The sequence below is a fragment of the Halogeometricum sp. CBA1124 genome, assembly GCF_009741955.1.
GTDB classification, from domain to species: Archaea; Halobacteriota; Halobacteria; order Halobacteriales; family Haloferacaceae; genus Halogeometricum; species Halogeometricum rufum.
On record NZ_WPCD01000033.1, the window covers coordinates 1 to 24127 of the forward strand.

Here is a 24127-nt window from a genome sequence, read left to right on the forward strand (position 1 = left end):
CTCGTCCTCGTCGCCGCGTTCGCCGGGTGGATGGCGTGGCACGGCGCACTCGCCGCGTGGGTCGGCGCGGGACCGCTTCCCCTCGTCACCGTCGCCGCCGCGTTGCTCGCGCCCGTCGCCGCCGTCGGGACGCGCCTGCTCGACTAGTCCGCGCGCGAGGCGCGCCCCCTCCGGAAGACCTGTCCAAAAGCGGGAATGTCTGACGCGCGTCACGCGATACCCCCCGTTACTGACGCCGGACTGACTATTCAGGCGTCGAAACGGGGTCGATTCTCCGGAAAGTATTTGATTCGGATTCTGTGATATAGCGGCAAATGGATAGCCAGACTATCGACGCGGTCACCGAGTGGGACACCGTCCCAGTCGAGTCGGGGTACGAAGGACTCCACCGACTCGCCGACGACGGATTCTCCGGGGCCGTCTCGTCGGGAATGACGTGGGCGTTCGTCCTCAACGGCCGGTTCGTCGGTGTCTTCGAGGGAGACATCGACGCCTTCGAAGACGCGGAGTTGACGGCGTACCGCGCGCCGGACCCCGCGCTTCCCCTCCTGTTCGCCATGCGGGAAATCGGGGGGGAGACGCGGGCGAACTACTACACGAACAACACGCCGCTTTCGGAGGCGGACTCGACGCTCTCGGCGGGCGGGTTCACGGGTTACGTCGAACTGTCGGAGAACGTCCTCTCGGGGGACTACTACGTCGTCTACTACGGTGGCAAGTCGATGAGCGCGGCCTTCGTCGGCAGCAGCGAACGACTGCTCACCGGGGACGAGGCGTTCGAACGCGCGGACGACGAGGTGGGCATCTACGAGGTGAAGGAGGTGGACGTCTCCATCGTCGAGTTGCCGGAACTTGAGACCGACGACGAACCCGAATCGGCCGTCGCGGCGGCGGAACCGGAGTCCGACCCGGAACCCGACCCGGACGCCGACGCCGCGGACGACGCCGAAGCGACGGGCGAGGACGAGGAGACGACCGACGACGAGGAGACGGCCGACGACGACGCGCCCGCCGAGGAGACGCGACGCGACCCGAACCCCGCGCGGGCGGGCGACGGCGGACGCCGAGTCCGCATCGCCCGACTCCGACGAGGCGGCCGACGACGCGACGGAGACGGAACCGGCCGCCGCGCCGGACGCCCCCGGCCAGAGGCGCAGGCGCCGGCGACGGCCGCCCAGTCGGAACCGGCGGCGGAGACGGCGGCGCAGGAACCGACCGAGGAGGGGGGCGAGGGGCGGGACGACGACGCGCCGGACGCCCTCGCCGACACGCAGTCGGCGGGCGACGGCGACGACCCGTTCTCCGCCGAGGAGAAGTGGCGCGAGGCGCGGTCCATCCCGTCCTTGGACCCCAGCGAGTCCAGCACGACGAACGGCGAGTCGGGCGGCGCGGCGGCCGCGCAAGCGCAGAGACAGAAGCAGCGAGGCCGCTCGTCGGCGAACGCGTCACAGCGCAGCAGCGACCGGCAGGAGGCCCGTCGCCGCCGACGCCGCGAGGAACGACAGGCGAAACGTCGACGCGAGGCCGCCGCCGAGGCCGCCGCCGAGACGGCAGAGGAGACGGGCGAGTCCGCCGAAGCCGTCGCCGAACTGAAGGACAAACTCGACGAGGCGGAGGAGCGACGCGAGGAACTCGCCGATGAACGCGACGAACTCGAAGTCGAACGCGACGAGTACCGCGAACGCGCCGAGGAACTCGACGCGCGCGTCGAGGAACTCGAGTCCGAGGTCGAACGCCTCCAGTCGGAGTTAGAGGCGGCCAACGGCGGCTTCGTCGCCGAGGAGTCGCTGTCGCCGGAGCAGGCGCTCTCGGGGACGAACCTGTTCGTCCGCTACGACCGCAAGGGACAGGCGACGCTCGAACACGCCCACGACGGACAGGCGGCCCGCGACGAGGTCATCGACAACCTCCGCCTCGAACACCACACGACGTTCGATACGGAGGGACTGGCCGTCGAGGGCGTGCCGTACGAGGAGTTCCTCCACGACAGTACCGAGTACGGGTTCGCCGAGTGGGTCGTCACCGACCTGCTGTACGAGATCGGCGAGACGGGCAACCGGAGTTCGCTCGCGGACCTGTTCGACGCACTCCCGCGCATCGACCGCATCGAACTCCGCGGCGTCGTCGGGTTCGAGACCGAGTCGGGCGTCGAAGAGCGCGAGTTCGACGTCATCTTCCGGGACCAGATGGGCGACCCGTTGTTCGTCGCCGACATGAACACCTCGCGCAACGCTGCGACGGAGGCGATGGTCGCCTCACTCGTCAAGAACGCGCGCACCGTCGCCGAGGCGGACGACGCGATGGCGACGGCGTTCTACGTCACCGAGTCGTTCTTCGAACCGGAGGCGCTGGAGGCCGTCGCCGAGGAGACGGGCGGGGGCTTCCTCTCCCGGTCGAAGCGGAAGTCGTTCGTGAAGCTCTCGCGGAAGCAGGGCTACCACGTCTGTCTCGTCGAGGCACGGAACAACGAGTTCCACGTCAACGTGCCGGAACTCTGAGCGCGCGGGTCGCGCTTCTTTCACTCGCAGTCGACGGTCGATGCACGCAGATGCGTCGACGCCGTCAGCGACGCGACTCTCGTCCGAACGACGCGACTCGGAGCGGGGAGTAACAGGAGGGTCGCCGCGTGGTCAGTCCGGGGTCCGCGTCTCGCGGGAGCGGCGGCTTGCGTGCCCGGCGTCGAGGAGAGACGACGACGCAGCCTTCGCTCCGCGTGTTCGCGCGGTCACTTCGACGTGGGACCAGCGGTCGGGTGACCTCAGCTCTCGATTTCGGCCGCTTCCTCTATCTTCATCGTCTCCAGTTTCTCGACGATCTCGTCGAGTTTCTCGTCGAGTTCGTCGACGAACTCGGCGGTACGCTCGGTCGTGATCGCACCTTGACTGGAGGGCTCGATGAGGTTCTCCTCTTCGAGAACGCGGAGAGAGTAGCGGACTTTGTGGTGTGGGTAGCCGGTCTCGTTGGACATCTTCACGATGCCGATAGGCTCGCTCTCGATGACCATCTTCAGCACCTGCAGGTGCCGTTCCAGCATATCCACTTCCTTCTCAAGTCGGTCTATCATGCCATTTGTTAACTCGTCTTTCCTCCGTTTAAATGTTACTCTCCGTCGACCGCGTTCGGCTAGAAATTGGGTAGCTTAAGCATTCGCACACTCCCTCATAACCGTTTTGGGTACGACTCGCACGACTGGTGCACGTCGATGGGTAGCCGTTTCGCTCGCAGCCGGTTTCGATACACGAACGCGTATATCTCACGGTCGTGGACCGTAATCGGTTTGAGGGCTGGCACAGAAGCGCCGAGTATGACCGTCACGATAGTCGGCTCCCAGTTGGGCGACGAGGGCAAGGGCGCTCTCGTCGACCTGTGGGGAGGCGACGCGGACGTCGTCGCTCGGTATCAGGGCGGCGACAACGCGGGACACACCGTGGTCGAAGACGGCGAGGAGTACAAACTCTCGCTCGTGCCCAGCGGCGCCGTCCGCGACAAAGTCGGCGTCCTCGGCAACGGCTGCGTCATCAACCCGAAGACGCTGTTCTCGGAGATAGACCAACTGCGCGAACGCGGACTCGAACCCGACGTGCGCCTCGCCCGTCGCGCGCACGTCATCATGCCGTACCACCGCGTCCTCGACGGCATCGAGGAGGAGGCCAAGTCCGACTCCGACCTCGACGCCGGCACCACGGGCCGCGGCATCGGCCCCACGTACGAGGACAAGGTCGGCCGACGCGGCATCCGCGTCGGTGACCTGCTCGACCCCGAGGTGCTCCGGGAACGACTCGAGTACGTCGTCCCCCAGAAGCGCGCCCTCGCCGAGGACGTGTTCGGCGTCGAGACGGGCGAGGAGTTCGACGTGGAAGCGCTCTACGAGGAGTACCGCGACATCGGTGAGCGGTTCGCCGACGAGGAGATGACCGTCAACGCGGGCGACTACCTCACCGAGCGACTTGACGACGGTGACGAGGTCATGTTCGAGGGTGCGCAGGGTACCTCCATCGACATCGACCACGGCATCTACCCGTACGTCACCTCCTCGAACCCCACCGCCGGCGCGCGTCCGTCGCACCGGCGTCGGTCCGACCGTCGTCGGGCGGGGCGAAGTCGTCGGCATCGTGAAGGCGTACCTCTCGCGCGTCGGCACGGGCCCGCTCCCGACCGAACTCGTCGGCGACGACGAGGAACTCGCGGACTACATCCGCGAGAAGGGCGGCGAGTTCGGCACCGTCACCGGCCGCCCGCGCCGCATCGGCTGGCTCGACATGCCGATGCTCCGCCACGCCGCGCGGGCGAACGGCTTCACCGGCCTCGCCGTCAACCACCTCGACGTCCTCGCCGGACTGGACGAGGTGAAGGTGGGTCACTCGTACACGCTCGAGGGCGAGGAACTGCTCACGATGCCCGCGACGACCGAGCGGTGGGGCGACTGCGAACCGAACCTCCGCGAGTTCGAGACGTGGGACGAAGTCGACTGGGCGGCCGTCGCCGAGGAGGGCTACGACGCCATCCCGGCGGCCGCACGCGACTACCTCGACTACGTCTCCGAGGAAGTCGGCGCGCCCATCTACGCCGTTGGCGTCGGTCCGGACCGCGCGGAGACGGTCGAAGTCGTCAACCCGTTCGACCGGTAACCGTTCGGTTCGCGCCGCTCTCGTCTCTTCTCGCGCGCTCACCTATTTCGCGCTCTCTACTCTTCTTCCCGCTCGTCCGCTCTCCCGTCACGCCGCCGCGCCGCCGGGTCTCAGGCGGACCGAGCGCCCTGCGTGACGATGTCGCCGCGGAACGACTCGACGGCCTCGACGACGGCCGCTCGGTCGTCCGCCGGCACGTCGTGCTCGCCGAGGGCCGCGTCGAGGTGGCGTGCGATGGCGTCGTACGCCTCGTGGTCGATGTCGAGGTGGTCGTGCGCGGCCGCCATATCCGCACCGTCGTACTCGACGGGCCCGCCCGTCACCGCCGCGAGGAACTGCGTCTGGTGGGCGCGCTGTTCGGCCATGTCCACGTCCTCGAAGAACGGACGGAGTCGGTCGTCAGCGAGGACGCGGTCGTAGAAGCTGTCGACGACGGCCGCGATTGCGTCGCTGCCGCCAAGTCTCCGGTAGAGGGTCTCTTCTGCCATGCGAGTCGGCCCACGGGAAGCGGAGGAAAAACGAGCGCGGCGATTCCCAGTTCGCAGGAGGACGACCCGGAGATGTTCGGCCGCGTCGGTCAGACCGACTCGTCGTCGGTCGTCCCGTCGTCGTCGTCAGCCTCGTCGTCGGTCGTCTCTGCTACGGCCGTCTCGTCGCCGGCTTCCACGTCGGCCGTCGCCTCCCGTGCCTCGGCCCGTCCTTCGAGCAGCAGTCCGGTGCCGCCGGCGGCGAGCATCCCGACGCCGGAGGCTCTGACGGCGCGGACGTACCAGTCGGTCGGTTCGAGTTCCTCCGTGTTCTCGAAGCCCCGGAGTCCCTTCCGTACGCTGAGTCGCGTGACGATTCGCGGCGCGACGACGGTCACGAGACCGTAGGCCACCAGAAATCCGTACCACAGCTTTCGCATCTTCGCACAGACCATGTGGTGAACTCCGGCGCCCACGGGCAAGAATCCCGCGACGGCTCCCGGACTTCGGGGACGAGCGAACGGCGGCGGCCGGACGCGGTTCGGGGCGCGGAGCGCCGGCAGCGCGGGGCGAACCCGTAGTCTTTTGTCGCGCCGAGACTCACAGCGGGGTATGAAGGAATCTCTGATGGACATCCTCTGCGACCCGCTCGACAAGAGCGACCTGGAACTCCAAGTCACGGAGCGCGACGGCGACGAGATACTCTCCGGCACACTCGTCGGCACCGTCACGGGCGAGGAGTACCCCATCGAGGACGGCATCCCGAACCTGCTCCCGCCGGACATGCGGGACGACGAGTAGTTCCGCGTCGACCTGAACGCTTTTTAATCGGCGTGGTGACGTAACCAGACGTGACCGAGTCGCTGCGAGTCGAACTGAACGGTGATGGACTGCACGCCATCAGCGCGCCGCCGTCGTTCTCGGTAGCCGGTGCGTTCGACGTGCTGTTGGCGAACGTCGGGCAAGCCGTTCACGTTCACCTCCACCTCGACGACGACCTGTCCCGCGTGGCACGCCTAGAGACGGGCAACCACTACGTCGAGGGGGAGGAGTCGCAGCGCGTTCGCGTCGAGACGAACCCGGGGAGCGAAGCGGTGTCGGGCAAGCTGAAGATAGTCACCGGCTACGGCGCGGAGACGGCGTACGTCGACGTGACCGTCCACCCGACGCCGGACACGAAGCCCGGCATCGACGTGGACGAGACGCTGAGCAAACCGCCGAAGCGCGACCCCGACCCCTCGATAGTCGAGGAACTGACGGCGGCGCTCCCCTCGCAGGTGAACCTCCCGTCGCAGGCGGCGCTCCCTGTCGTCGGCTTGCTCCTCCTCGTCGTCGCCGTCGCCGCCGTCGTCGTCAGCGTCGTCCAGAACACCGTCGTGGTTCTCAGCGTCGGCGTCGTCCTCGGCGCCGCCGTGGTCGGCGCCGTCTTCTTGCTCCGCGAGTAGCGGGCGTCCCGCCGGACGCGTCCGTCAGTCGTTCGTCTCCTCTTCGGTCGGCGTCCCCGAGAGGTTGCCGTCCTCGTCGAACCGCTTCGCCCGGAGGAACCGCGTGCGGTAGCGGTTCGCGCCCTCGTAGATGTCCGCCTCGCGGATGTCGTCGACCCGGCCGTCGGCGACGGCGTCGATTATCTCCTCGACCTGTTCCTTCTCGGAGGGCGTGAGTTCGAACTCGTACGTCCGGCTCTCTTCGCCCTCCAGTCGCGTCCACTTGCGGGCGGCCGCGACGACCAGCGAACACGGCTCCCGGCAGGGGAACGCGCCGTCGCCGCCGTCGGCGTCGAGTTCGGTCTCCTCGTCGTACTGCCACTCTCGGCGCTTGAGACACTGCGAGTCGTCACAGCAGGCCTCGGCGACCCACTCGACGTGTTCGTGGCCCTCGCCGCGGTTCCACGTCTGGATGACGCTGTAGATGCCGGTCTGTCGCTCCATCGTCTCCTCCCAGTGGGAGACGTCGAGTTCGCCCTCGGACTCGAGGTGCCAGTTGGCGACGGTGGCGGGGTAGAACGTGTCCACCGTCTCCACGAGTTCGCGGCCGTCCAACTCGGGGAACACCCACCCGGAGACGAGCGTCGGCGCCGTCTTCAGCGGTCGGTAGCGCCCTCGTTCGTCGAAGGTGGCGAGTTCGCGCGCGTCCAGCGGGTCCGCGTGTTCGTCCAATCGGTCGCGGTCGGTCCCCGCGTCGTCCTCGTGTCTGACCGCGTATCGCCGTTCGCCCGCCGCGCCGAGCGTCGCGGTGATTCGAAGCTGTCCCCACTCGGTCACCATCCCCTCGCGGAGTTCGTCGTAGCGTTCGGGGACGGCGTACTCGTCGGCCGCCTCCAGTTTCCGAAGGAACGCGCGGCGGTGCCGGCCGGCGTGGCCGACGTCCGCCTCCCAGTGGTACCAGTTCGTCACGTACTCCTCGGCGGCCACGGCGGCCTCGTGGAGTCCGGCCTGCGAGAGGTCCTCGTGTGCGGCGTCGGGCGTCTCGAACGTGTAGCCCTCACCGTCCCACGAGACGAACAGGCCCTCGAAGTCGACCGGTCCCTCGTCCGCCGCGCGGACGAGCGCCTCGAACTGCTCTGCGCGCACGTCAGTCACCCGCCGCTCCCGTCTCTCTGGTCTCCTCGCGCACCGTCGCGATGGCCTCGTCGAGGTTCGCCCCCGCCTCGGCGGCGCGTTCGAGCACCACGTCGGCCATCAGTCCCTCGGTGCCGACGGCACCGGCGTACCAGATGCGGATGCCGTCGACTTCGGTGGGCACGTCGTAGCCCGTCCGGTAGTCGTCGGTCAGACCCATGTCCTCGGGGATGTCCTCCTGCGTGTGGAACCCGTCGGCGACGAACAGGGGGACGACGACGACGTCCTCGGATTCGAAGTAGTCGGTCACGTCGTCCACCTCCGGCTCTTCGTCCATGTAGAGCGCCTGCACCTCGTCGAAGCGGTCCATCGCGCGGACGCGGTCGGCGTGGTACTCGATGGCCTTCGCGGAGTTCTCGTTACGCTCGGTGCCGTGGCCGACGACGGCGAAGCCGAACCCCTCTCCCACGTCGGGGTCCCCGGTCACCGTCTCGGCGCGGCGCACCAGCACGTCGGTCATCGACTCGTGGGTGCCGACCGGCCCGCAGTAGTGGACGGTCTGACCGGTGTCCGCGGCGGTCAGCGTCGCGGTGTCGGCGCTCAGTCCGTCCGAGTCCCACTGCGAGACGTCCCAGCCGTCGAGACGGAGTTCCCGGGGGATGACCTGCTCGGTGAAGTAGCCCTCGCTGATGAAGAGGGGGACGACGTACACCTCCTCGGACTCGACGGTGCGGAGCACCTCCCGAATCGAGGGTTCCTCCTTCCAGAAGCCGGTCTTCACTTCGTCGAACGCTCCCGTCGCGCGGATGGTGTCCGCGTGACGCTGCGTCGGCGTGCTCGAATCCGGGTTCAGGTGCGACCCGTGCGCCACGATGACCAGCGCTTGCATGGGTGAGGGTTACGGGAGCGCCACCTTATGGACTTCGCATTACGGAAAGGAATCTTCGCGATTTATGAGTCGGAGTTCGCCCATCGCACCACCGCTCCAACGGCCCACGGGCGGCGTCGAGTCGCCCGCGTGCGGTCGCCGGGGGACCGACTCGCCCGACACTACACTTTTGTGCCGTTCGGTCGACTCCTCGCTCATGTCACTCGCCGCCGAGACACGAGACGCCGTCAGGGCGCGTCCGTCGCTGCTCTACGCGCTTCGCGCGGGCGTCGTGAACTACACGGCCGCCGCCGAGCGTCTGGACGTGGAGGGCGACACCGATTCGATAGCGACCGCCCTCCGCCGGTTCGCCGAGGACCTGCCGCCGTTGGAGACAGAACACAGGGACGTCACGGTCCGGATGCGGAGCGGAGTCGGTCTCGCGGGCGAGGACGTCGTCGCCACGGAGGAGGACGACCGGGTGCTGACCGTCGGCGACGTCGTCCTCGTGGCCGCGCAGGGCGAACTCACCGCTCTCGTCGCCACCGGCGACGTGGACACGCGCGCTCTCGCCGTCGTCTGCGACCGACTCGCCGCCGAGAACGTGCTCGTGGACGCCGCCGGCGTCGCCGACGACGAACTCGTCGTCGTCGTCCCGCAACGACAGGGGGCGACGGCGCTTCGACACGTCGAGGCGACGTTCGAGGCGGTGCCGGTCTGAGCGTCGCCCGCGCCGACGAGGAGGGCGGGACGGGCGCGTCCGGCGCGTTCGACCCCGTCTGACGTGTCGATTCTCAGAGGACTGGAATCTCGTACCACATATTTTTTACGTGAACGTCCAATCCTCGCTCGGTGACGTAATCATGTACGAGACAATCCTCGTTCCCAGCGACGGAAGTCCGGAGGCGGAGCGCGCCGCGGGTCACGCTATCGAGTTGGCGGGGCACTTCGACGCGACGGTTCACGGACTGTTCGTCGCCGAGTCGGACGACGAACCCACAGAGCGCGGCGAGCGAGCGCTCGACGAACTCAGAGCGCGCGCCGAGGAACGGGGCGTCGCCGTCGAGACGTCCGTTCGCGAGGGCGACCCGGCGGCGGCCGTCGTCGACGCCGTCGAGGACGTCGGCGCCGACCTGGTGGTCATGGGCACGCACGGCCGGAGCGGCGTCGAACGCATCCTCATCGGCAGCGTCGCCGAGCGCGTCGTCCGCACGTCGCCGGTTCCGGTGACCACCGTCGGTCTGAACGACGACGTCAGTCGGTGACGACGGCCGAACGGGCGCGGCAGATAGCCCGCGAGCAACTCGAAATCGCCGGCCACGCGGAGGCGGACGTCGAGGCTCCGTCCCGACAGCGGAGCGCGTGGGTCGTCCACGCCCGCGACGGCGACACCGAGTTCAACGTCCACATCAACAGCGCGTCCGGGCGGGCGAGACTCGTCCAACTCAGCTGAACCGCGCTTTTTTTCGACTCACACGCCGACGCTCGCCGCGGGTCCCGATACGCGTCGGGCAGGTGCGCTCGGCGTCGCGTCCGGTCTCCCGTCGCCTCACCGCCCGTTCCGACGGGTTGAAAAACGCGAGCGGAGTATCACGTACCGATGACGCTGTCCGTGACCAACACCCTGACGGGAGAACGCGAGGAGTTCGAACCACAGGACGACGACGACGTGTTGCTCTACGTCTGCGGACTGACGGTCTCGGACGACGCCCACCTCGGCCACGCCCGCCTCTGGATGCACGCCGACGTGATGCACCGGTGGCTGGAACACGAGGGGTACACCGTCCACCACGTCGAGAACTTCACGGACGTCAACGAGAAGATAGCCGCGCGCATCGGCGAGGACGAGTTGGGGGAGAGCGAACCGGCGGTCGCCCGCCACTTCACCGACCACGTCATCCGCGACATGCGGGGGCTGAACCTCAAGCGGGCCGAAGTCTACCCCCGCGTCTCCGAACACGTCCCGCAGATAATCGACCTCGTGGAGACGCTGGTGGAACGCGGGCACGCCTACGAGTCGAACGGGTCGGTCTACTTCGACGTGACGACGTTCGAGGAGTACGGCAAACTGTCGAACCAGCAGGTCGAAGAGATGGAGGCGCAGGGCGAGGCGGACGAACGCGCCGAGAAGCGCCACCCGGCCGACTTCGCCCTCTGGAAGGCGGGCGCCGTCTCGCCCGACGCCGTCGCCGAACACCGCCACGAGGGGTTAGACCCCGTCGACGACCCGTGCGGGGAGACGTGGGACTCGCCGTGGGGCGAGGGCCGACCCGGCTGGCACATCGAGTGCTCGGCGATGTCGATGACGCACCTCGGGGAGACCATCGACGTCCACGTCGGCGGCCGTGACCTCGTCTTCCCCCACCACGAGAACGAGGTGGCCCAGAGCGAGGCCGCCACCGGCCAGACGTTCGCGCGGTACTGGCTTCACGTCGGCCTCCTCCAGATGGACGAGGACAAGATGTCCTCCAGTCTGGGCAACTTCTTCACCGTCAGCGACGCCTTAGAGGAGTTCGGCGTGGACGTGATTCGGACGTTCTACCTCTCGACGGGCTACCGCGCCGAACAGACGTTCAGCGACGAGGCGATGGCGGAGGCCGAGGACGCTGGGACCGCCTCGAACGCGCCTACGAGGCGGCCGTCGAGGCGTGCGACAGCCCCGACGCCTACGCCACCGTGACCGACGACGACCTGCGGGACGCCGTGGAGACCACCCGCGAGGAGTTCCGCGAGGCGATGAACGACGACTTCACGTCCGCGAGGCGATGGCCGCGCTCATCGAACTCGCGCGGGCGGTGAACACGCACGTCGGCGACGCGACGAGTACGACTACCGCGGCCTGCGCGAGGCCGTCGAGGTGTTCGAGGACCTCGGCGGCGACGTGTTCGGCCTCGGCTTCGGCGGCCCGGCCGACGGCGGCGACGTGACGGTGGCCGAGGACCTCGTGACGCTCCTGTTGGACGTGCGCGAGACCGAACGCGAGGCCGGCAACTCGACCGCGCCGACGAACTCCGCGACGAACTCGAAGCGCTCGGCGTCGAGGTGCAGGACTCCGACGACGGCCCGTCGTTCCGGTTCGAGTAGGCGGACGCGGACCGCGCCGAGGCCGGCGAGACGGACGCCTCACTCCGTCGTGAACAGGTCCGTGTCGTCGGGCACCTCGAACAGCCCCATCCTGACGCCGGCGTCCAGCCAGCCGTACCCGTACGAGAACGACGCGAGGGCGTTCACCGGGTCGTCCGTCTCGCGGAAGTGCCGGCCGTCCTCGAGGTAGGAGACGGCCATCTCCTCTATCTCCGTCGCGGCGTCGCCGAGGGGCGTTCCCGGCGGGACGGCCACCGTCGCCGCCGCGAGTGCGTCTGCGAGCATCCGACCGTAGCGGTCGGTCTTCTCCTCTAAGTCCGCGGGCATGCGAACACCTCGGCGGCGCGGGCGTATGAAGCCCGCCGTTCGACCGGTGGTGAGACGCGTCCGAACGGCCGTCGCGAGGGCGTGCATGGGTCACCGTACCGCGGTAGCGCGTGGCGGTTGCGACGGCTCTCGCGCACGACAGCGGAACCTAAAAGGTCCGGACTAGCGAACGTCGAGGCATGAGCGAGGACGACGCGTTCGTGGAACATCGGAAACTCATCATCGCCGGGTCCGGCATCTCCGGGCTCTCCGCGGCCATCTACGCCGGTCGGTCGAACAACGAACCGCTCGTGTTCGAGGGCGACGAACCCGGCGGACAGTTGACGCTGACGACGGAAGTCGAGAACTACCCGGGCTTCCCGGAGGGAATCTCCGGCCCCGAACTCATCCAGCGGATGAAGAAGCAGGCCGAACGGTTCGGCGCGGAGATAGACCACGGCATCGTCGCGGACGTGGACGTCGCCGAGCGACCGTTCACGGTGACGATGAAGAACGGCGACGTCTACACCGCCGACGCCATCATCGCCGCCTCGGGCGCTCCGCGCGGACGCTCGGCATCCCCGGCGAGGACGAACTGATGGGGTACGGTCTGTCGACGTGTGCGACGTGCGACGGCGCGTTCTTCCGCGACGAGAAGATTCTGGTCGTCGGCGGGGGCGACGCCGCGATGGAGGAGGCGAGTTTCCTCACGAAGTTCGCCTCAAAGGTGTACATCGCCCACCGGCGCGAGGAGTTCCGCGCGGAGGACTACTGGATCGACCGCGTGATGGAGAAAGTCGAAGACGGCGAGATAGAAATCATGCGCAACACCGAGGTGACCGAACTCCACGGGACCCCCGAGGAGGGCGTCGACCACGTGACGATGGTTCGGAACCCCGAGGGCCACCCGACGGACAAACTCGACGACCCCGAGACGGAGGAGTTCGACTTCGACGTGGGCGCGGTGTTCTACGCCATCGGCCACACGCCGAACGCCGACTTCCTCGAAGGCACGGGCGCGAACGAGACGACGAGGCTACGTGAAGGCCAAAGGCGGCGAGGGCGGCGGCCAGACGGCCACCGACGTGCCCGGCATCTTCGGGGCCGGCGACGTGGTGGACTACCACTATCAGCAGGCGGCGACGGCCGGCGGCGACGGCGTGAAGGCCGCCCTCGACGCCGACGACTACCTCGAGGACCTCGAACGCGAGTCGAAGGCGGCGGAACCCGAACCCGCGGCCGCCGAGTCCGACGACTGACGACCGAAGACGCCGTTTTTCACCGTATTTCGGTTCCGTCGGCCGACAGTCAGATTCCCACAGACCCTTAAGCCGAGAGGACCCAGAGGGGACATGGTCGAAACAGAGACCTATACGATAGCGGGACCCGACGGCGACACCGAAGACGTGGAACTGCCCGAGGGCCTCGTCGACGTCTTCACCGAACAGGGCGAGGACCCGACGGCCGTCGTCGCCGACCTGGTGGTGCAGTCGTTCGCACAGCAAGCGCACGTCGCCACCCACCACAGCGACGGCGAGACGCCGGGCGACCTGGCGGAACTCAACGAGAAGATGGAGGAGATATTCGAGGAGCGCTTCGGTATCTCGATGGCCGAAGCGATGGGCCACAGTCACTGAGCGACGAATCCGAGCGGTCGTTTCGTTCTCTTCGCTTCACTTCTCCTTCCGTCTCTCCTCTTCTCTCGCCGGTCAGAGGAACGCGAGCGGTATCATCACGAGGACGCCGCCCGTGAGGCCGGCGACGAGTTCGCGCCGGCCGCCGCGCGGGAGGCCCTCGCCCAGTTCGAGCGCCTCGGGGATGAACTCGGTGAGGACGAGGTATATCATCGCGCCCGCGGCGAAGCCGAAGCCGACGGGCAGGAACTCCCGCGCCAGTCGGACGAAGTAGAAGGCGATGACCGCCCCGATGGGTTGCGGGAGACTGGAGAACACCGCCCACCAGACGAGTTTCCAGTTCGGCACGCCCATCGCCCGCAGGGGGATGGAGATGGCGACGCCCTCGGGGACGTTGTGGATGGAGATGGCGACGGTCATGAAGACGGCCAACAGGGGGACGGCGACGCCGAACAGTTGCAGACCACCCTCCAGTCCGAGGTCCGCGAACGAGACGCCGACGGCGACGCCCTCGGGGAAACTGTGGACGGTGAGGACGCCGAGGATGAGGAGCAGTTTGCGGAAGTCGGCCTCCTCGTACCGCCGCGGGTTCACCTCCGCGCCGTCGATGACCCGGTGGGCGACGACGACGAGGGCGACGCCCGCGAGGAGGCCGACGGCGAGGAGGGCGTACGTCCGCGTCGGAACCGGCGACGCCGAGACGCCGTTCAGCGACACGGAGACGTACTCGCCGAGTGCCTCCAGCACGAGTCCGAAGACGGACGCCGACAGCATGATGCCCGACGCGAGACCCCACAGCGCGACGTTCCAGCGGTCGCTCACGTCGTCGACGAAGAAGAACGGTATCGCGCCGAGACCGGTCGCCAACGCGGTGACGAAGCCGGCGACGAAGACGAAGACGAAGTTGCCGAGGGCCATGCTCGAACGTAGGGACCGGACGGAGATAAACATTCCAGATTTCTGATGTTTTCGGCGGGCCTAAATCGCGGATTCGCCGACGGCGGCGCGCGGGTGACGGGGCAGTCGTCGCCGTCGCGTCGAGTCTGAACAGTTAAGACGCTCGCTCGGGCAGCGAAACTGTGACAGACGACAGACAACAGCGCGTGGCCGCGTTTCTGGACGCGCACGAGTTGCACGCCCCGCCCGCCTACCGCCTCCTCGACCTCGCCGCCGAAGTCGGCGAACTGGCCGCGGACGCCACGAAGTCCAGCGAGTACGGCGCGCGTCCCGGCGACCTGCAGGTGAACCGCGACGAACTCGGCGACGCCCTGTTCTGCCTGTACGCCCTCGCCGACGAACTCGACGTGGACGCGGGGGAGGCATTGGAGGAGTCGATAGCCAAGTACGAGGCGCGCATCGACGACGCCGGCGCGCCGGGGTCCGACGCGACGGAGTGAGTTTTTAGCCCCCCGGCCGCGTGCGGTTCGACAGCATGCATCGGAGAGCCAGCGAGTTCGCCGCGGCCGCGCGGAACCGGTACGACTTCGAGGTGACCGTCGAGGAGTTCCCCGAGGGGACGAAGACGGCCGAGGACGCCGCGGCGGCCGTCGGGTGCGACGTCGGACAGATAGCCAGCAGTCTCGTCTTCGAGGTCTCCGAACCCGGTTCGGAGGGCGACGGGACGCCGCCTCGCGACGCCGCCGAATCGCTCGTCGTCGTCGTCACCAGCGGTGCCAACCGCGTGGACGAGTCGAGACTCGCCGCGCACCTCGGCGTCGCCCCGGCGGACGTCTCGATGGCCGACCCTGACGACGTTCGCGCCGGCCTCGGGTGGTCCATCGGCGGCGTTCCCCCGTTCTGTCACGAGACGGCCGTCCCCGTCCTGTTCGACGAGTCGCTCTCGCGGTACGACACCGTCTGGGCCGCCGCGGGGACGCCGGAGGCGGTGTTCCCCGTCTCGCCCGCGGAACTCCGCCGGTTGGCCGACGCGGAGACTATTACTGTCTCCGAGTGACGCAATTCGATAGGCATACCTTTATTTTTAGACGCGTCTAATATATTATTTAGATGTACCACATAACCGCGGTGGCGGCGAGAGACCGCCGTCCGCGCGGAGCGAACGATGACTGAACTCTTCGATATCTTCCTCGCGTCGGTTCGCGACGGGTTCGTGCAGGTGAGCGCGTTCGTCGCCGTGACCGTCCTCGCCTTCAGTTACCTCCAGTACCGGACGGACGGCCGACTCGTGCGGCGACTGGAGGAGAACCGGCGCGCGGCCCACTCGTCGGTGCCGTCTTGGGGCTCACGCCGGGATGCGGCGGCGCCATCGTCGTGATGCCGCTGTACGTCCGCGGGTCCGTCTCCTTCGGCACCGTCGTGGCGACGCTCGTCGCCACCGCCGGCGACGCCGCGTTCGTCATCCTCGTTCTCGCTCCGGAGGCGGCGCTGTACGCGTACGGAATCGCGTTCGTCGCGGCCGTCCTGTTCGGCTACGCCATCGACACGTTCGGCCTCGGCGTCTCGCGCGTCGACAGCGCGGTCAAGCGCCTCCATCCGGCCCTCACCGACGGCGGCGTCGCCGCGCCGTTGGCCGGGAATCAGGTCCACCACTACGACGAGGCCGCCGGATGCGACGCCCACGACGGGCCGGTCCGCGACTCCGAACTGATGCGGACGGTCACGCACGCCGCCCTCGCCGCGTGGTGGGTCGCCGCCGCCGTCGGCCTGGGCGCGGGCGTCCTCTACCTCCTGCGCGGGGCACCGGAGGTGCCGATGGTCGCCGGCCCGACGTTCGCGGGCGCGTTCACCGTCGCCGGCCTCCTCGGGACGACGCTCTCGGCGTACCTCTACTTCGTCGGCCGCAAGTACGTCGGCCACGGCGACGTGGGCCGCGCGCGCGACACGTTCGGGAGCGTCTCCGAGACGCTGACGCACGCCGCGATGGAGACGTCGTTCGTCACCGTCTGGGTCGTCGCGGCGTACCTGCTCTACGAGTACGGCATCGCCTTCACCGGGTTCGACGTCGCCGCGGCCGCGGCGGCCGCCGGCGTCCTCGCGCCCGTCGCGGGCGCCCTCGTCGGACTCGTCCCCGGGTGCGGGCCGCAGATCGTCCTCGCCACCGCCTACGCCGGGGGCGCGATTCCGTTCTCCGCGCTCGTGGCGAACGCCATCAGTCAGGACGGCGACGCCCTGTTCCCCCTCATCGCCATCGACAAGACGGCGGCCGTCGTCGCCAGCATCTACACGACGATTCCCGCCCTCGTCGTCGGCGTCGCCCTCCACTACGTCTGGACGGCCGTCTTCGGTCTGCCACAGTTCGGGTTCGGCGTCCTCTGAACCGGCCAACAGCTATCCCCCTCGTCCGCGAACGTCACAGTATGGACACGGACACCGACGCACCGGCCGACGGCGCGGCCACGACGCGCGTCTGGCTGGTCGAACGGACGTACTCCGACGACGAACAGAACATCATCATCCTCGTCTACGCGACGCCGGACGGGTCGCGCTACCTGCGCAAGGAGCGGTCGCTGACCAGTTTCGACGACGTGCGGGAGACGACGGCCGCCCTCGACGTCGAGACGAGCAGCCTCGGCGACGTGGACGACCCGGACCAGAGAGCGCAGTACGCGGAGGCGGCCGACCGGACGCGGGAGCGGTACGACCCGGACGACGCCATCTGAGCGGCGTCGGTCGTCGGGGCGAACCTGTCGCCGCCACCGCCCCGTCTGTGACTAACAATCGTGAGCGAGATACGGCCGCACGACCCACGTGAGACCGTACGTACCCGGTTTTAAGCGGTGCGGGGGAGTACTCCCACGTTGATGGGAGAGTTATCCGAGTTGTTCGTCCCGCGACGCGTGGCCGTCGTCGGGGCGACAGAGCGCGAAGGTTCAGTCGGTCGCGCCATCATGGAGAACCTCGTCGAGGACTTCGACGGGGAGGTGGTCCCCGTGAACCCGAACTACGACGAGGTGTTCGGCGTGCCGGCGGTGGCGGGCGTCGGCGAGTCCGACGCCGACCTCGCGATAATCGTCGTCCCCCCGCACATCGCGGTGGACGCGGTTCGCGAGGCCGGCGAGGCGGGCATCCGCAACGTCGTCGTCATCACCGCCGGGTTCGGCGAGACCGGGAGCGAAGGCGCGTCGCGCGAACAGGAACTCGTCGAGGTTGCGGAGTCGTACGACATCAACCTCGTCGGGCCCAACAGCCTCGGCATCATGTCGACGCCGACGGGACTGAACGCCACGTTCGGTCCCGACAACGCCCGTTCGGGCAACATGTCGTTCATGAGCCAGTCCGGGGCGTTCATCACCGCGGTGCTGGACTGGGCGAACGACCAGGGAATCGGCTTCAAAGACGTGGTCTCGCTCGGGAACAAGGCCGTCCTCGACGAGTCTGACTTCGTCGAGACGTGGGGCGAAGACGACGACACGGAGGTCATCATCGGTTACCTCGAGGGCATCTCCGAGGGCCGCACGTTCATCGACACGGCCCGCGAGGTGACGCAGGACACCCCTATCGTCCTCGTCAAGTCGGGCCGCACCGACGCCGGCGCGCAGGCCGCCTCCAGTCACACCGGCACCATCGCCGGGTCGGACGAGGCGTACGAGGCCGGCCTCGAACAGGCGGGCGTCATCCGCGCGGACTCCGTCCAGTCGCTGTTCGACGCCGCGCGCGTGCTGGAGAGCCAACCGCTCCCCGACACCGACGACGTGGCGGTCATCACGAACGCGGGCGGTCCGGGCGTGATGACCACCGACGCCGTCGGCTCCTCGCGGCTCTCGATGGCGACGTTCACCGACGAGACGCTCGACGCGTTCTCCGAGAAACTCCCGCCCGAGGGCAACATCTACAACCCCGTCGACATCGTCGGCGACGCCGACAACGACCGGTTCCGCGAGGCGTTGGACCTCGCCCTCGGCGACGACAACGTCGGTTGCGCCGTCGTCCTCTCGGCGCCGACGGCCGTCCTCGACTACGAGCAACTGGCGGCCGACACCGTCGAACTGCAGGAGGAGTACGACAAGCCGGTCGCGGCCTGCTTCATGGGCGGCGAACGCGTCGAACCGGCGGCCGAAGCGCTCTCGGACGCCGGCATCCCGAACTACTTCGACCCCGCCCGCGCGGTGGACGGACTCGACGCGCTCTCGCGGTTCAAGGAGATATCCGAACGCGAGTACGACGCGCCGACGACGTTCGACGTGGACGAAGAACGCGCCCGCGAGATTCTCTCCGCCGTGGAGGGCCGCGGCGACAACCGCCTCGGCGTGGAGGCGATGGACCTGCTGGACGCCTACGGCATCTCCACCCCCGACGGCGACATCGTTGACGCGCCGGCGGACGCGCTGGAAGTCGCAGAACGCATCGAGGGCGACGTCGTGATGAAGATAGTCAGCCCCGACATCCTGCACAAGTCCGACATCGGGGGCGTCAAGGTTGGCGTGCCGAACGAGGAGGTGTACGACGCCTACGAGGACCTCGTGACGCGCGCGCGGAACTACCAGCCCGACGCCAACATCATCGGCGTGCAGGTGCAGGAGATGGTGGACCTCGACGCCGGCGCGAGACCATCGTCGGCATGAACCGGGACCCGCAGTTCGGGCCCCTCCTCATGTTCGGCCTCGGCGGCATCTTCGTGGAGGTGCTCGAAGACACGACGTTCCGCGTCGCGCCCGTCGCCGAGTCCGAAGCCCACGAGATGACCGAAGAGATAGACTCCGCGCCGCTACTCCGCGGCGCGCGCGGCCGCGACCCCGTCGACGTCGAGGGCGTCACGGAGACCATCCAGCGCCTCTCGCAACTCGTCACGGACTTCCCGGCCATCCTCGAACTGGACATCAACCCCCTCGTCGCCACCCCCGACGGCGTCCAAGCGGTGGACGTGCGATTGACGGTGGACCCCGACCAACTGTAAGCCATGAACACGTTACTCGTCACCTCGACCCACGAAAGCACCGGCAAGACGGCAGTCACGCTCGCACTCGGCAAACTCGCGCAGGAACGCGGCCAGTCCGTCGGCTACATGAAGCCGAAGGGCACGCGCCTGCAGTCGAACGTCGGCAAGACGCTCGACGAGGACCCGATGCTCGCCCGAGAGATTCTCGGCCTCGACGCCGAGATGCACCAGATGGAGCCCGTCATCTACTCGCCGACGTTCATCGACGGCGCGATTCGCGGGCAGGAGGACGGCGACGAACTCGGCGAAATCGTCGAGGAGTACTTCGGCCAACTCGCCGAGGGCAAGGACCTCATGTTCGTCGAGGGCGGCGGCGTCTGGAGCACGGGCGGCATCGTCGACCTGACCGACGTGGACGTCGCCGACCGACTGGACGCGGGCGTCCTCCTCGTCTCTAGCTACGAGAAACCCGGCGACGTGGACGACGTCCTCGCCGCGGCCGAACAGTTCGCGACCGACTCGCGGGCGTCCTGTTCAACGGCGTCACAGACGCCGTCTTCGACGAACTCGAACAGGAAGTCGTCCCGTTCCTCGAGGGGCGCGGCGTGCCCGTCCTCGGCGTCGTCCCGCGCGAACAGCAACTCGCGGGCGTCACCGTCGAGGACCTCGCCGACGAACTCGGCGCGGACGCGTCACCGACGGCGACGAGGACGCCTACGTCGAACGGTTCCTCGTCGGCGCGATGGGCGGCGACACCGCCCTGCGCTACTTCCGCCGGACGAAGAACGCCGCCGTCATCACCGGCGGCGACCGCTCGGAGATAATCACGGCCGCCCTCGAAGCGCCGGGGGTCAAGACCATCATCCTCACCGGCGGGCATCGCCCGCCCGCCGCCGTCCTCGGCAAGGCCAAGGAGAAGGGCGTGCCCGTGATGCTCGTCAACGGCGACACGCTGTCGGTGGTGGACCGCGCCGAAGACGTCGTCCACACGGGCCGCACCCGCGACGAGAAGACGGTGTCGCTGATGCGTGACCTCCTCTTCGAGCACACGGACGTGGACTCGCTGATCGGTCCCGAGAAGAGCGACGACGCGAGCGACGACGCCGCCGACGAGTAGGCCCCCTCGCGCCGTCGCACCGCCTATCCTCTCGTCGTTTCCTCGTCGCGGTAGCCGTTGATGCCCGACGGGATGACGAACCCGAGACCGAGGAGCGTCGCGCCCGCCAGCGGGAACGACCCGGTGAGCGTGTAGACGAGGTACGTCGCGGGTATCGAGAGGACGACGCCCGTCAGCACCACCCGCTGTTCTCTCGTGACCATACGTCTCCTCCGTGCCCGGGGGTCAAACCCCTGTCGCGTCCGCGACGGCGACGACGCCCGAGAACGAGGCGGCGGCCGTCAGCACTCCCACCCGCGGTCGCTGTCGTTCAGTCGCTCGCACCCGTCCGCGGTGACGACGACGAGGTCCTCGATGCGCACGCCGAACTCGCCGTCGAGGTAGACGCCGGGTTCGACGCTGAACACCATCCCCGGTTCGAGTTCGCGGTCGTTGCCGGCGACGATGTACGGTTCCTCGTGGACGTCGAGTCCGACGCCGTGGCCCGTCCGGTGGACGAACGCGTCGCCGTAGCCCGCGTCCGCGATGACCTCGCGGGCCGCGCGGTCCACCGACGCGGCGGTCACGCCGGGTTCGACGGCGTCGACGGCCGCCTCCTGTGCCGCCCGGACCACCTCGTGAACCTCGCGGACCGTCTCGGAGGGGTCGCCGTCGAAGACGACGGTCCGCGTCTGGTCGCTCGGGTAGCCGTCCACGCGCGTCCCGAAGTCGAGGACGACGGGGTCACCCGGTTCTATCGTCCGGTCGCCGTGGCGGTAGTGCGGCATCGCGCCGTTCGGACCGGACCCGACCACCGTCTCGAACGAGACGCCCTGCCCGCCGGCGTCAGCGAGGAACGACTCGACGCGGGCGGCCAGTTCGGACTCGGTCAGTCCGACGGCGTCGGCGCCGAGTGCCCGGACGGCGGCCATCGCCTCGTCCGCCGCGTCGGCCGCGCGCCGGAGGGCGTCGAGTTCGGCGTCGTCCTTGCGGATTCGGAGCGGAGCGACCACCTCGCTGGCCAGTCCGAACGTCGCGTCGGGCAGGACCGCCCGGAGGTCCTGCGTGAACGTCGCCCACATCGTGTCGTCCACGAGGACGCGCGGGTTCTCGGGCAGTCCGAGCGATTCGACGGCCGCCGCCGTGGCCGCCACCGGGTCGTCGTCGTCGGCCCACGTGCGCACGTCCTCCACCCACGTCGCCGCGCGGACCTGCGACTCGTAGAGGGCGGGGACGAGGAACGTCGGGTCGCCCGCGGCGGGGACGAGGAGGAACAGGTGGCGTTCGCCCGGTTCCTCGGCGAACCCCGAGAGGTACGAGAGGTTTCGGCTGGGGAAGCAGACCAGCGCGTCCGCGTCCGCCTCGGCGAGGGCGGCCTGCGCGTCGCGCGTCCGGCGTTCGTACGGTGTCGTCGCCATACCGGACGTTCCGCGTCTCCGCTAAAGAACGTGCGGGGACCGGCCGCCCGCGGAGGCGCGGTCCCGGCGTTTTATCCCCTCACCCGACGCAGCGACGCGTATGTCGTGGCACGCCATCGACTCGCTGGACGACGCGCGCGAGGCGACGGCGGACCTCCTCCTCCCGTTCGCCCTCGGGACGTGGCTCCGCCTCGCCCTCGTCGTCGTCTTCGTCGCGCCGGCGCGAGCAACGTCTCGGTGAACGCCAACGTCGGTGGCTCCGTCACCCCGGGCGCGCCGGCGTTCGGCGCGTTCGACGGCTTCCTCGACGGGATGCCGCCGATAGACCCGGGGACGCTCCCCGACGCGCGGACGTTCGCGTACGGCGTCGCGGCCGTCGCCGCCGTCGTCGTCCTCCTCGCCCTCGTGTTCTCGCTCGTCGCCGCGGTGATGGAGTTCGTCCTCGTCACCGCCCTCGCCGACCGGACGGTGCGCGTCCGCCGCCCGTTCCGCGAGCGGTTCGGGAAGGGCCTCCGCCTGTTCGGCTTCGAGGCGGGCGTCCTCCTCCTCGCACTCCTCGTCGTCGGCGCGCCCGCCGCCGTGGTCCTCCTCGGCGGCGTCTCGCTCGGCCCGGCCGCCCTCGTGGCTCTCCTGCCCGTTCTCCTCCTCGGCGTCGCCGTCGCCCTCCTCGTTGCCCTCCTGTTCCGCCTGACCGCCGACTTCGTCGTGCCGACGATGCTCGCGGCGGACTGCGGCGTCGTCGACGGCTGGCGGCGACTCGCCCCGACGCTCCGCACGGAGTGGGAGGAGTTCGCGCTGTACGTCGTGATTCGCGTCTCCGCCGGTGTCATCGTCGGCGCGGTGTTCGCCGCCGCGACGCTGTTCGTCGCCGTCCTCGTCGCCCTGCCGTTCGTCCTCGTCGGCGGCGCGATAGCCGTCGCCGCCGCGTCTGCGGGCGGCCTCTCGCTCTTCGGGTGGGCGCTGCTCGGCGTCGTCGCCGTCGGCTACCTCGCCACCGTCGCCCTCGCCAGCGCGTTCGTCCTCGTCCCCGTCGTCGTCTTCCTCCGGTACTACGCGCTGTACGTCCTCGGGCGACTGGACCTCGGACTGGACCTCGTCGGCGCGTCCTCACAGGGAGTGGGCGAGGGGAGCGACGACGGCGACGGCGAGAGCGACGACGACGGCCCGGACGGTGCCGTCGCGGCCTGAGTCTCGGCCGTCGCAGCACCGTCCGCCGTCCGGCGGAACCGCCCACCGGCTCTGTCCGGCGACTCACTCCGGCGTCTCGGCGGGCGTCGTCTCTCCCGCCCCGGACAGCAGCGACACGTCGAGTCGCGCGAGGAGGACGACGATGGGAATCATGAGCGCGCCGCCGAGGACGAACGGGGCCCAGAAGTCGACGGCGGTGTAGAGCAGTCCCGCGAGGGCGGGGCCGAACGTCCGCGCGAGACTGCCCGCACTCTGCGTCAGGCCGAACGCGCCGCCCTGGTCGTCCGCGGCCGCAGAGCGCGAGACGAGGGTGTTCAGCGAGACGTTCGTCACGGCGTTGCCGAAGGCAAGCGGCGTGACGACGAACGCGAGGGCGACGACGGCCGCCGGGAGCGTGGGTCCGACGGGGAGCAGCGGACCGACCGACGGGAGATACTCGCCGAGGAGGGGGGCGAACGGCACGGCCGCGAGCGTGAACACCTGCATCGCCGCGCCGACGATGGCGATGCGGTACTCGCCGTAGCGGTCCGTGAGCGGGCCGATGAGCCCGCCCTGCACGACGGCGATGACGACGCCGAAGTAGGTGAGCAGGACGGCGTTCTCCGTCGCGCCGTAGCCGTACTGGTCGTTCGTGAGGAAGATGAACTGACTCTCCAGCGCGGAGAACGCGAAGGAGACGAGGAAGAAGGAGACGACGAGCGTCCCGAGGCCGCGCGTGCGGAGGGCGTCGGCCAACTCGGCCAGACGCGACTCGCCGTCGGCCTCGCGGGACGCCGCGCGCGCCTCCGGCGGCCGGGACTCGGGCAACAGGAAGTACGCGGCGACGAGGTTCGCGCCCGTGATGGCGGCGGCGGCGAAACTGGGCAGGGAGAACTCCGTCGCGGGGAGCCACGCCGGGAACACCGACCCGGCGGCGGCGACGGCGAACTCGCTGGCGAAGAACCCGCCCAGCGCCGGCCCGAAGATGAAGCCGAGACCGAACGCCGCGCCGAGCAGTCCGAGGCCGCGGGCGCGGTCCTCCGGGGGCGTCACGTCGGCGATGTA

At 69.0% G+C, this 24127-nt stretch carries 22 protein-coding genes and 6 pseudogenes; 18 read left to right on the forward strand and 10 right to left on the reverse strand.

Going from position 1 to position 24127, the window contains the following annotated elements; translation table 11 throughout:
- The first annotated feature begins 314 nt into the window (after window positions 1-314).
- On the forward strand, window positions 315-2498 hold the full coding sequence (locus GJ632_RS06775; protein ID WP_191452477.1) for a hypothetical protein: 2184 nt from the start codon (window positions 315-317) through the stop codon (window positions 2496-2498).
- Between the two features lie 260 nt (window positions 2499-2758).
- On the opposite strand, the gene GJ632_RS06780 is transcribed toward GJ632_RS06775, so the two are convergent.
- Window positions 2759-3064: a hypothetical protein gene (locus GJ632_RS06780; protein WP_089805997.1), complete on the reverse strand. Its 306-nt coding sequence runs from the start codon at window positions 3062-3064 to the stop codon at window positions 2759-2761.
- 240 nt (window positions 3065-3304) lie between these two features.
- On the opposite strand from GJ632_RS06780, the pseudogene GJ632_RS06785 reads away from it, so the two are divergent.
- Window positions 3305-4628 (forward strand): annotated as a pseudogene (locus GJ632_RS06785) (adenylosuccinate synthase).
- Window positions 4629-4738: 110 nt separating this feature from the next.
- On the opposite strand, the gene GJ632_RS06790 reads toward GJ632_RS06785, so the two are convergent.
- The gene (locus tag GJ632_RS06790; protein WP_089805993.1) at window positions 4739-5116 is read right to left on the reverse strand and encodes a group 1 truncated hemoglobin; all 378 of its coding nucleotides are present in this window, start codon (window positions 5114-5116) and stop codon (window positions 4739-4741) included.
- 89 nt (window positions 5117-5205) lie between these two features.
- On the reverse strand, window positions 5206-5550 hold the full coding sequence (locus GJ632_RS06795; protein ID WP_197427915.1) for a hypothetical protein: 345 nt from the start codon (window positions 5548-5550) through the stop codon (window positions 5206-5208).
- 157 nt (window positions 5551-5707) lie between these two features.
- Between GJ632_RS06795 and GJ632_RS06800 the strand changes: the two genes are divergently transcribed.
- A complete protein-coding gene (locus GJ632_RS06800; protein ID WP_089805991.1) occupies window positions 5708-5896 on the forward strand; it encodes a methytransferase partner Trm112 in 189 nt (62 codons plus the stop codon).
- A gap of 50 nt (window positions 5897-5946) precedes the next feature.
- Complete coding sequence (locus GJ632_RS06805) at window positions 5947-6540, forward strand: hypothetical protein (protein ID WP_343161065.1); 594 nt, start codon at window positions 5947-5949, stop codon at window positions 6538-6540.
- A gap of 24 nt (window positions 6541-6564) precedes the next feature.
- Here GJ632_RS06805 and GJ632_RS06810 read toward each other — a convergent pair whose 3' ends face one another.
- Both GJ632_RS06810 and GJ632_RS06815 read right to left on the reverse strand, forming a co-directional pair.
- A complete protein-coding gene (locus GJ632_RS06810; protein WP_343161066.1) occupies window positions 6565-7674 on the reverse strand; it encodes a DR2241 family protein in 1110 nt (369 codons plus the stop codon).
- A complete protein-coding gene (locus tag GJ632_RS06815) occupies window positions 7667-8542 on the reverse strand; it encodes a CbiX/SirB N-terminal domain-containing protein (RefSeq protein ID WP_089805985.1) in 876 nt (291 codons plus the stop codon). Before GJ632_RS06815 ends, GJ632_RS06810 begins: the two co-directional genes overlap by 8 nt.
- A gap of 196 nt (window positions 8543-8738) precedes the next feature.
- Here GJ632_RS06815 and GJ632_RS06820 point away from each other — a divergent pair, with 196 nt between their 5' ends.
- From GJ632_RS06820 to cysS, 4 genes and pseudogenes are all read left to right on the forward strand, one after another.
- On the forward strand, window positions 8739-9242 hold the full coding sequence (locus GJ632_RS06820) for a hypothetical protein (protein ID WP_191452478.1): 504 nt from the start codon (window positions 8739-8741) through the stop codon (window positions 9240-9242).
- 142 nt (window positions 9243-9384) lie between these two features.
- Window positions 9385-9786 (forward strand): universal stress protein, encoded by a 402-nt coding sequence (locus GJ632_RS06825; RefSeq protein WP_197427916.1) that lies wholly within the window; start codon window positions 9385-9387, stop codon window positions 9784-9786.
- Window positions 9783-9974 (forward strand): hypothetical protein, encoded by a 192-nt coding sequence (locus GJ632_RS21985; protein WP_197427917.1) that lies wholly within the window; start codon window positions 9783-9785, stop codon window positions 9972-9974. Before GJ632_RS06825 ends, GJ632_RS21985 begins: the two co-directional genes overlap by 4 nt.
- A gap of 147 nt (window positions 9975-10121) precedes the next feature.
- A pseudogene (gene cysS / locus GJ632_RS06830) lies at window positions 10122-11605 on the forward strand (cysteine--tRNA ligase).
- A 39-nt stretch (window positions 11606-11644) separates the two neighbouring features.
- Here the strand turns inward: cysS and GJ632_RS06835 are convergent.
- Window positions 11645-11932 carry a DUF357 domain-containing protein gene (locus GJ632_RS06835; RefSeq protein ID WP_089805978.1) on the reverse strand — a complete coding sequence of 96 codons (288 nt, stop codon included), beginning with the start codon at window positions 11930-11932 and terminating at the stop codon, window positions 11645-11647.
- Between the two features lie 179 nt (window positions 11933-12111).
- Here GJ632_RS06835 and GJ632_RS06840 point away from each other — a divergent pair.
- Both GJ632_RS06840 and GJ632_RS06845 read left to right on the forward strand, forming a co-directional pair.
- Window positions 12112-13170: pseudogene (locus GJ632_RS06840) on the forward strand (NAD(P)/FAD-dependent oxidoreductase).
- Between the two features lie 93 nt (window positions 13171-13263).
- Window positions 13264-13548 (forward strand): hypothetical protein, encoded by a 285-nt coding sequence (locus tag GJ632_RS06845; protein WP_089805974.1) that lies wholly within the window; start codon window positions 13264-13266, stop codon window positions 13546-13548.
- Window positions 13549-13620: 72 nt separating this feature from the next.
- On the opposite strand, the gene GJ632_RS06850 is transcribed toward GJ632_RS06845, so the two are convergent.
- On the reverse strand, window positions 13621-14463 hold the full coding sequence (locus tag GJ632_RS06850) for a ZIP family metal transporter (protein ID WP_191452479.1): 843 nt from the start codon (window positions 14461-14463) through the stop codon (window positions 13621-13623).
- Between the two features lie 161 nt (window positions 14464-14624).
- On the opposite strand from GJ632_RS06850, the gene GJ632_RS06855 reads away from it, so the two are divergent.
- The 6 genes and pseudogenes from GJ632_RS06855 (at window position 14625) to GJ632_RS06880 (ending at window position 20498) form a co-directional block, all read left to right on the forward strand.
- Window positions 14625-14942 (forward strand): MazG nucleotide pyrophosphohydrolase domain-containing protein, encoded by a 318-nt coding sequence (locus GJ632_RS06855; RefSeq protein WP_343161067.1) that lies wholly within the window; start codon window positions 14625-14627, stop codon window positions 14940-14942.
- 35 nt (window positions 14943-14977) lie between these two features.
- A complete protein-coding gene (locus GJ632_RS06860; protein WP_191452480.1) occupies window positions 14978-15499 on the forward strand; it encodes a YbaK/EbsC family protein in 522 nt (173 codons plus the stop codon).
- A gap of 108 nt (window positions 15500-15607) precedes the next feature.
- Window positions 15608-16821 (forward strand): annotated as a pseudogene (locus GJ632_RS06865) (putative manganese transporter).
- A 41-nt stretch (window positions 16822-16862) separates the two neighbouring features.
- Entirely contained in the window at window positions 16863-17165 is a 303-nt protein-coding gene (locus GJ632_RS06870; RefSeq protein WP_191452481.1) for a hypothetical protein, read from the forward strand.
- A 141-nt stretch (window positions 17166-17306) separates the two neighbouring features.
- Window positions 17307-19399, forward strand: a pseudogene (locus GJ632_RS06875) (acetate--CoA ligase family protein).
- 3 nt (window positions 19400-19402) lie between these two features.
- Window positions 19403-20498 (forward strand): annotated as a pseudogene (locus tag GJ632_RS06880) (phosphotransacetylase family protein).
- 23 nt (window positions 20499-20521) lie between these two features.
- On the opposite strand, the gene GJ632_RS06885 reads toward GJ632_RS06880, so the two are convergent.
- On the reverse strand, window positions 20522-20701 hold the full coding sequence (locus GJ632_RS06885) for a hypothetical protein (protein ID WP_089805961.1): 180 nt from the start codon (window positions 20699-20701) through the stop codon (window positions 20522-20524).
- A gap of 78 nt (window positions 20702-20779) precedes the next feature.
- Window positions 20780-21895: an aminopeptidase P family protein gene (locus tag GJ632_RS06890; RefSeq protein WP_191452482.1), complete on the reverse strand. Its 1116-nt coding sequence runs from the start codon at window positions 21893-21895 to the stop codon at window positions 20780-20782.
- Between the two features lie 100 nt (window positions 21896-21995).
- Between GJ632_RS06890 and GJ632_RS23200 the strand changes: the two genes are divergently transcribed.
- Window positions 21996-22136 (forward strand): hypothetical protein, encoded by a 141-nt coding sequence (locus GJ632_RS23200; RefSeq protein ID WP_231751382.1) that lies wholly within the window; start codon window positions 21996-21998, stop codon window positions 22134-22136.
- On the forward strand, window positions 22133-23083 hold the full coding sequence (locus GJ632_RS06895) for a hypothetical protein (protein WP_231751383.1): 951 nt from the start codon (window positions 22133-22135) through the stop codon (window positions 23081-23083). The genes GJ632_RS23200 and GJ632_RS06895 overlap by 4 nt, the downstream gene beginning before the upstream one ends.
- A 63-nt stretch (window positions 23084-23146) precedes the next feature.
- Here GJ632_RS06895 and GJ632_RS06900 read toward each other — a convergent pair.
- The coding region (locus GJ632_RS06900; protein WP_191452483.1) for an MFS transporter at window positions 23147-24127 on the reverse strand (981 nt) is incomplete at its 5' end.

Bases quoted from the DNA above. Each gene is read 5' to 3' on its own strand.
- GJ632_RS06795 (WP_197427915.1), bottom strand. From the start codon at position 5,550: ATGGTCTGTGCGAAGATGCGAAAGCTGTGGTACGGATTTCTGGTGGCC.
- GJ632_RS06800 (WP_089805991.1), top strand. From the start codon at position 5,708: ATGAAGGAATCTCTGATGGACATCCTCTGCGACCCGCTCGACAAGAGC.
- GJ632_RS06815 (WP_089805985.1), bottom strand. From the start codon at position 8,542: ATGCAAGCGCTGGTCATCGTGGCGCACGGGTCGCACCTGAACCCGGAT.
- GJ632_RS23200 (WP_231751382.1), top strand. From the start codon at position 21,996: ATGTCGTGGCACGCCATCGACTCGCTGGACGACGCGCGCGAGGCGACG.
- GJ632_RS06890 (WP_191452482.1), bottom strand. From the start codon at position 21,895: ATGGCGACGACACCGTACGAACGCCGGACGCGCGACGCGCAGGCCGCC.
- GJ632_RS06825 (WP_197427916.1), top strand. From the start codon at position 9,385: ATGTACGAGACAATCCTCGTTCCCAGCGACGGAAGTCCGGAGGCGGAG.
- GJ632_RS06870 (WP_191452481.1), top strand. From the start codon at position 16,863: ATGGACACGGACACCGACGCACCGGCCGACGGCGCGGCCACGACGCGC.
- GJ632_RS06845 (WP_089805974.1), top strand. From the start codon at position 13,264: ATGGTCGAAACAGAGACCTATACGATAGCGGGACCCGACGGCGACACC.
- GJ632_RS06860 (WP_191452480.1), top strand. From the start codon at position 14,978: ATGCATCGGAGAGCCAGCGAGTTCGCCGCGGCCGCGCGGAACCGGTAC.
- GJ632_RS06780 (WP_089805997.1), bottom strand. From the start codon at position 3,064: ATGATAGACCGACTTGAGAAGGAAGTGGATATGCTGGAACGGCACCTG.
- GJ632_RS06790 (WP_089805993.1), bottom strand. From the start codon at position 5,116: ATGGCAGAAGAGACCCTCTACCGGAGACTTGGCGGCAGCGACGCAATC.
- GJ632_RS06820 (WP_191452478.1), top strand. From the start codon at position 8,739: ATGTCACTCGCCGCCGAGACACGAGACGCCGTCAGGGCGCGTCCGTCG.
- GJ632_RS06885 (WP_089805961.1), bottom strand. From the start codon at position 20,701: ATGGTCACGAGAGAACAGCGGGTGGTGCTGACGGGCGTCGTCCTCTCG.
- GJ632_RS06850 (WP_191452479.1), bottom strand. From the start codon at position 14,463: ATGGCCCTCGGCAACTTCGTCTTCGTCTTCGTCGCCGGCTTCGTCACC.
- GJ632_RS06775 (WP_191452477.1), top strand. From the start codon at position 315: ATGGATAGCCAGACTATCGACGCGGTCACCGAGTGGGACACCGTCCCA.
- GJ632_RS06835 (WP_089805978.1), bottom strand. From the start codon at position 11,932: ATGCCCGCGGACTTAGAGGAGAAGACCGACCGCTACGGTCGGATGCTC.